We start from the raw sequence: 6723 nt of genomic DNA, 5'->3' as shown, positions 1-6723 counted from the left end.
AACTATGGCACATCAACTTGAACAAATGGCTTATGTCGGTGATACCCCTTGGCATGGTCTAGGTAATCAACTAAGTCAAAACCAACCGATTGAAGTCTGGGCACAGCAGGCAGGCATGGACTGGCGGATTGAGTCTTCCAATGTCAGTTATATGGCACAGAATGAACGTGGGCAAAGTATCATCATACCTTATGAAGAGCAACGAGTACTTTATCGCTCAGACACCCATGCACCACTATCAGTCGTTAGCCAACGCTTTCAGGAAGTTCAACCACGAGAGATTTTAGAATTCTATCGTGACTTGACTGAACAATCAGGCTTTGAGCTTGAAACCGCAGGCGTGCTTAAAGGTGGTAAGAAATTCTGGGCACTGGCTCGGACAGGGCAAACATCCATATTAAAGGGCAAAGATGTCAGTAATGGCTATATGCTCTTGGCAACAGCATGTGACGGAACCCTTGCCACCACCGCACAATTTACCTCAATCCGAGTGGTGTGTAACAACACTTTAGCGATTGCCTTAAAAGGACAGAACAGCAGTGCAGGTGTGGTCAAAGTTCCACACAGTACTAAATTTGATGCAGATAGGGTCAAACAGCAATTGGGTATTTCAGTACGTGCATGGGATGAACACATGTATGAAATGAAGCAACTGACACAACGTAAGGTGAGTCAGATGGAAGCATCCGCTTACTTTGATGCAGTATTCAATAACAGCACCATGAACAACGTATTAGATCAGGAGGATAACATCATTCAGTTCTACCGTGATGTAGCCTTGCAAGCCCAAGCCAATGGCAAGGACAAAGCTGAACCAAATGCGAGATCGATGAGTCGAGCTATGGAAATGTTTAATGGTCAAGGACGAGGTGCGGAGCTAAGTTCAGCCAAAGGAACAGCCTATGGATTACTGTGTTCAATCACGGAATTTATAGACCACGAACGTCGTGCCATGAGTACCGATCACCGACTTGATTCAGCTTGGTTTGGTGCTGGCGCATCGATCAAACAACGAGGATTGGAACAGGCACTTAACATGCTTGCATAGTGCGAAATATACATTTTTCAATCATGGAAAGTTAGACCTAACTAAGCATTTTTAAATGGAATTTAGAATTTTAAAAATTATTAAAACCATAGCTTCGGCTGTGGTTTTTTTATGCCCATTTTTTGTGATCCCCATCATTTTACATAGCAAAATAATCAGGACTTCAATATGAATACCGCAATTTTAAATACATCCATTCAACAGGCAAGTACTCCATTTATTGCCCCAAAATTATTCACAGCCAAACGCTTGGTCAATACCAAAAACATGACTCAAGCAGAATGGCTTGAAGTACGTCGTCAAGGCATCGGTAGTAGTGATTGTGCCGCAGCGTGTGGACTCAATCCCTATATGTCGATGCTTGAACTATGGATGATCAAGACAGGTCGAGTCAAACAATCCATTGAAGATGAAAGCGCAGGTCATGCCCCTTTATATTGGGGCAAACAACTTGAACCTTTGGTCGCTGAATACTACAGCATGCATACCAACAACAAAGTCCGTCGTATCAATGCCGTACTACAACATTCTGATGAGGATAAGCATTTTATGCTGGCTAACTTAGATTACTCGGTAGTAGGTAGTGAGGAAGTACAGATTTTAGAATGCAAAACCGCAGGAGAATATGGAGCAAAGTTATGGCGAGATGGCGTGCCTTTATACGTACTGTGTCAGGTGCAACATCAACTCGCTGTAACAGGCAAAAAGGCAGCACATATTTGTGTGCTGATCTGTGGTCATGAAACTCGTATCTATAAAGTGATACGTTCGGAATCGGTGATTGAGCATATCGTCAATGCAGAGCGTTACTTTTGGGAGTGTGTGGAAAAAGACACACCACCTGATGTGGATGCCAGTGAGTCGGCAGCCAAAGCTATACAGCAGCTCTATCCGCAACATATTCCATTAACTGTTGAAGACTTGAGTCATAACGAACAAGCCAATCAATTGTTTGCTCAACTGATTCAAGAAAAGCATCACATTGAGCAGCATCAAAATAACTTTGATGAAATTAAGCATCAAATCCAGATGTTGATGAAGGATGCTGAACGAGCAACCTTTGCCAATGGTTCGGTGACGTGGAAGAAATCCAAAGATTCAATCAGTTTAGACAGCAAAGCCTTACTCAAACTTCACCCAGAAATGCTTGAGCAGTTTCCGCAAAACAAAGCAGGGACACGACGTTTTCAGATCTATACCGATGACTGAATCCATCACGTCGATATTTCCAATCTTCCAAAAAGCGCAAAAAACCACCTCCGATCTACCGACTCCCGAAGGAGCGGTAGACCAACAATGGCGGTTTTTGCAAAGTCGTAGCTTTTTCATATTTCTGTTTACTTACATAACAAGGGGTAAGCAGTAAAATTTTATTTATAGGACAAACAACATGATTAAAGGTTTAGCGATTACGCCGCCAATACTCGGCAGAATTAGTATCGGTAAAGTGGTTGAAAAGAACGGTAAACGTCTGCCTGAAAAAGATGACCAATTTACCATTACCAGTCAAATCCAAGGTAAGGAGGGATGGATCAAACACCCCTTAGATGAACAGCTTAGAGCCAAAGCACAAAACCAAAAACTCCGCTCTATTCCAGTACGGATGATCTTTAATGATCCTGAACTTAATCTACGAGCAGAATACACGTTATTTGACCGCCAGACAGGTCGACCGATTTGTGTTGGAAATGGTGAAACTTGTCAACGACTGACCAACCAAGGCGTAGAACAACAACCATGCCCATCACCTGATTTATGCCCATTGGCACAAGGAGGTAACTGTAAACCTTTTGGACGATTACATGTGAATTTGGATGAATCGGATGAACTAGGTACATTCATTTTTAGAACCACAGGTTTTAATAGTATTCGGACCTTGGCGGCTAGACTGAGTTATTACCATGCTGCATCCGATGGTTTACTTTCTTGCCTGCCACTACAACTGACACTTCGAGGTAAGTCCACCACACAAAGCTATCGTAGCCCTGTGTATTACGTGGACTTAACACTCAGGGAGGGAGTTAATCTTCAACAAGCGATTCAGATGGCGAAAGACATTGATCAACAGAGTAAGCAGAGCGGCTTTAATCAATCAGCGTTAGATCATACAGCAAGGCAGGGTTTTGCCAATGCACAGTTTGAAGTCAACAGCGAAGAAGGGTTGGATTTAGTGGAGGAGTTTTATAGTGATGAAAATCAAAAGGGAGACGTTGAACAAGCACAGTCTGTAACCACAGCGAGAACCAAGGCAATGTCTAAGCCGAATCAAGGTGAGGGTTTTGTGCAGGATATGCAGAAGGGCTTGCAGGGGAGTGTGAGGGTGGTGAATTGAGGGTTACTGGATAGCAAGGGGTGCAAGCCCCTTATTTTTAATAAATTGAGATTGTTATAAATGAATTTGAAATATAATTGGTCACTCTAGTTCATAATCAAAAAATCATTTATTGGGCACCTAATGAAAAATAACTTTGTACATCAGCTTCGGACATTACCAGAGATTTTTGAGGGGAATTTTTTTTGTATCCCAGACTATCAGCGAGGGTATGCATGGGATGAAAAGCAGATTGATGAATTATTGAAAGATATTGATCATCTTCTTTTAGATACTTCAGCCGTGAGGCACTATACAGGTACACTTGTTTTATCACAGATTAAAGATCAGTCTAATCAATATCATATTGTAGATGGTCAACAGCGATTAACTACGTTGGTTATTTTTTTTAAGTGTATTTCTCTATTTGCTGATAAAGTGAAAAAAGAAAGCATTACTGCCAAATATCTAATACGAGGCGCTATAGGAAATGACCAATTTGTATTAAAGTTAAATATGGATACTCGGAAATTTTTTGAAAAAGTAGTATTGGCTGATGCTAATTTAGAAAATTGCCCAATTACATTAGAGTCACATGAGCGCTTGTTAAATGCTCATAATTTGATTGTCAAATGGTTATCTCAACAGACTTCTTCAGGAGTTTCTATTGATCAGATTCTAAACATTCTAGAAGATAGATTAGGGTTTTTAGTTTATTCACCTGTAGAAGATGCTGAAACAGGTATCATGTTTGAAGTTATCAATAACAGAGGTAAACAGCTCAGCGAATTAGAGAAAGTAAAAAATTATTTAATCTATTGTTCTATTAAGCTCTCAGCCTTGTCATTAAGAGATGAAATTACAGAACATTGGTCTGATATTTTACAATCATTGAATAAAGCCAAGAAAACATCGCCAGCTGAAGAAAGTTCATTTTTAAGATATTGTTTGGTCGTATTTTTTAAAATGAATAAAACTGATAGCCAGTATGGGTATGATGTTCTTAAGGATAGAATAAAAATAGATCGATGTTTGCAGTCCAGTGAAAAGAAAAATCAAACAATAACCAAACTACAAGAATTTATTCAGTTTCTAAAATTAGCTGCAAAGTGGTATGAACACCTCTATGCTCCTAATTATGTTGGTTTAGACAAGACCATAAAGCCACTCATTGAAAACATTAGAGCCCAAAATGTCCATGCTTCAATCATGCCTTTATTCCTAGCATTAGTACTAAAAAATAAAGGAAAAGGAGAGGTTCTTGAACGTCATCTTCAATTATTGGAAAAATTAAATTTTCGAGTCTACATTGCTAACGGTATGACATCGAGAAAAGATAAAGGACAAGGTGATTTATACCAATATGCTAGTAAATATTACTATGGCAACTTATTAAAGCACTATGTTTCTGACGATGAGAGGACTATCGGCAAGATGGAACTCATCAATGATGATCAAGCACTTGAATACTTATTGGTAGATTTTACACAGCGCCATGCTAGAGATAGTTGGTTTGAGGAATCTTTCCGCTTAGATCCTAAAAGCCCATTTGATTTTTATGATTGGAGAGGTATGCGTTACTTCTTGATGAACTTTGAATCGTCTTTGCAACCTAATAAGACCATCAATATAGATAAAATCCTAAAGGGTGTATCAGCGGGGAAAACTAGTGATTATTTGTCTTTAGAGCATTTGTGGGCTACTAAAAATAGGATTGGTGAAGGTCAAAACTGTAGGGAAATTGACTATTACCTAAAAAGAAGGCTTGGTAATTTTGTTTTATTAGAGCTTCGATTGAATATTCAAGGTACTAACGATGATGTATGGGTCAAAGCAGATCGTTATTTGGATGGCTTTGAACAAGAGCCATCTACAGATTTACAGCATGTAAAAAATGTAGGTAAATATATTCGGAAGGTAGTTAAAGCTCGGCAAGATATCAAAAAGACAGTCAATTATTATTCTGAATTTTATAATGAAATTATCCATGAACAAGAAGAGCTTTACATTAAGTTTGCAATGAAAAGATGGTCGTTAAAAGGCTATATAGGATATAAAAAGCAAGTAGAAGAAGTGGAAGATTGAAGTAGTATTCTTTGCAGTACGGAAAAAAGTGCAAAATATAATTGCATTAATAAAGCTAAGGACGTTTATTTGAGTTTAAAAAACGGACTTTGGTTCATTTTGCAGTAGATACTTGTGACGTCTATATGACCACGAAGTTGGATGGAGAGAATACCTTTTTTCTACCTTTCAACAAAGGTTATCTAAATGGTAAAGGTAATCCACCTGTAGAAGGCGATGTACGCACGCATTATCTGTGGACAGAAACTTTAGCTCGTCATAGTTTTATGGAAATCTTTGCTCGATATATGCATTTGAGTGTAGAAACCAAAAAGATTAGAACTGATACTGGCTTTCGATATATAGAAAAAGAAACAATGATTTTCCCACGCTACCATCAATTAGATGCTGTGCGTAAACTCACAAAACACAGTAAAGCCAATGGTTCAGGTCATAACTACTTAATTCAGCATTCAGCAGGTTCAGGCAAGTCAAATACGATTGCTTGGCTCGCACATCAATTGGCATCGATGCATAATGCAGATGATCAGAAAATTTTTAATTCCATTATTGTGATTACTGACCGTATTGTATTGGATCGTCAGTTACAAGAAACAATTGCACAGTTTGAGCATAAAGATGGTGTGGTACAAAAGATTGATGAGAACACCTTACAGCTCACCAATGCCTTAGCTTCGAATGTACCTATCATTATTACTACTATCCAAAAATTCCCATACATCATGCAATCTATTCGCACCCAAGCGAAAAAAGGCATTAAGGTTGATTTGAGTACAGAAGGTAAGAATTTCGCTGTTATTGTCGATGAAGCCCACAGTTCACAAAGTGGCGAAACGGCAATGGAATTACGTAAAATTCTAAATAAAGATGGGATTGAATCTGCAATTGCCCAAGAGTGAGTTCAGAGTTCGATCTATCAAAATCAAAAAGCCTACTATGAGGCTTTGCAAGCAAGTACAGACCGAACAGATTCAGCCCCATTTATAGAATTCATCTTACAGATGATTTTAGATGCCATTCTTAGTTCAACTGATACCGCTCAAGATAGCGGTCATGCTACCGCTCAAGCTGGCGATCATGTTCAACGGTTAATTTCAGCAATGAAGCAAGGAGACTATACTTTCGCTGAGTTGATGCAATTGGTCGGATTGACTCATCGAGCAACGTTCCAAAAGAATTACTTGAATCCTGCCATAGAAGCTGGCTCGATTCAGCGTACTATTCCAGATAAACCGAAAAGTCCGAAACAAAAGTATAGATTAAAAAGATAACAATACTT

5 protein-coding genes and 1 pseudogene are annotated in these 6723 nt (G+C 39.0%); all 6 read left to right on the top strand.

Going from position 1 to position 6723, the window contains the following annotated elements; translation table 11 throughout:
- The first annotated feature begins 4 nt into the window (after positions 1–4).
- A complete protein-coding gene (locus F938_RS09315) occupies positions 5–1048 on the top strand; it encodes a DUF932 domain-containing protein (RefSeq protein ID WP_000951119.1) in 1044 nt (347 codons plus the stop codon).
- 168 nt (positions 1049–1216) lie between these two features.
- A complete protein-coding gene (locus F938_RS09310; protein ID WP_001090273.1) occupies positions 1217–2257 on the top strand; it encodes a YqaJ viral recombinase family nuclease in 1041 nt (346 codons plus the stop codon).
- 181 nt (positions 2258–2438) lie between these two features.
- Positions 2439–3380 carry a recombination directionality factor gene (locus tag F938_RS09305; protein ID WP_000589669.1) on the top strand — a complete coding sequence of 314 codons (942 nt, stop codon included), beginning with the start codon at positions 2439–2441 and terminating at the stop codon, positions 3378–3380.
- Between the two features lie 123 nt (positions 3381–3503).
- Positions 3504–5444, top strand: coding sequence for a DUF262 domain-containing protein (locus F938_RS09300; protein WP_005031069.1), 1941 nt, complete (start codon positions 3504–3506; stop codon positions 5442–5444).
- A 125-nt stretch (positions 5445–5569) separates the two neighbouring features.
- Positions 5570–6343 (top strand): DEAD/DEAH box helicase family protein, encoded by a 774-nt coding sequence (locus F938_RS09295; RefSeq protein ID WP_000208596.1) that lies wholly within the window; start codon positions 5570–5572, stop codon positions 6341–6343.
- Positions 6344–6715, top strand: a pseudogene (locus tag F938_RS09290) (Fic family protein); the annotation flags it as partial.
- Positions 6716–6723: the final 8 nt, after the last annotated feature.

Source organism: Acinetobacter bereziniae LMG 1003 = CIP 70.12, from assembly GCF_000368925.1.
Lineage (GTDB): Bacteria > Pseudomonadota > Gammaproteobacteria > Pseudomonadales > Moraxellaceae > Acinetobacter > Acinetobacter bereziniae.
This window is presented reverse-complemented; position numbering and strand designations above follow the sequence as displayed.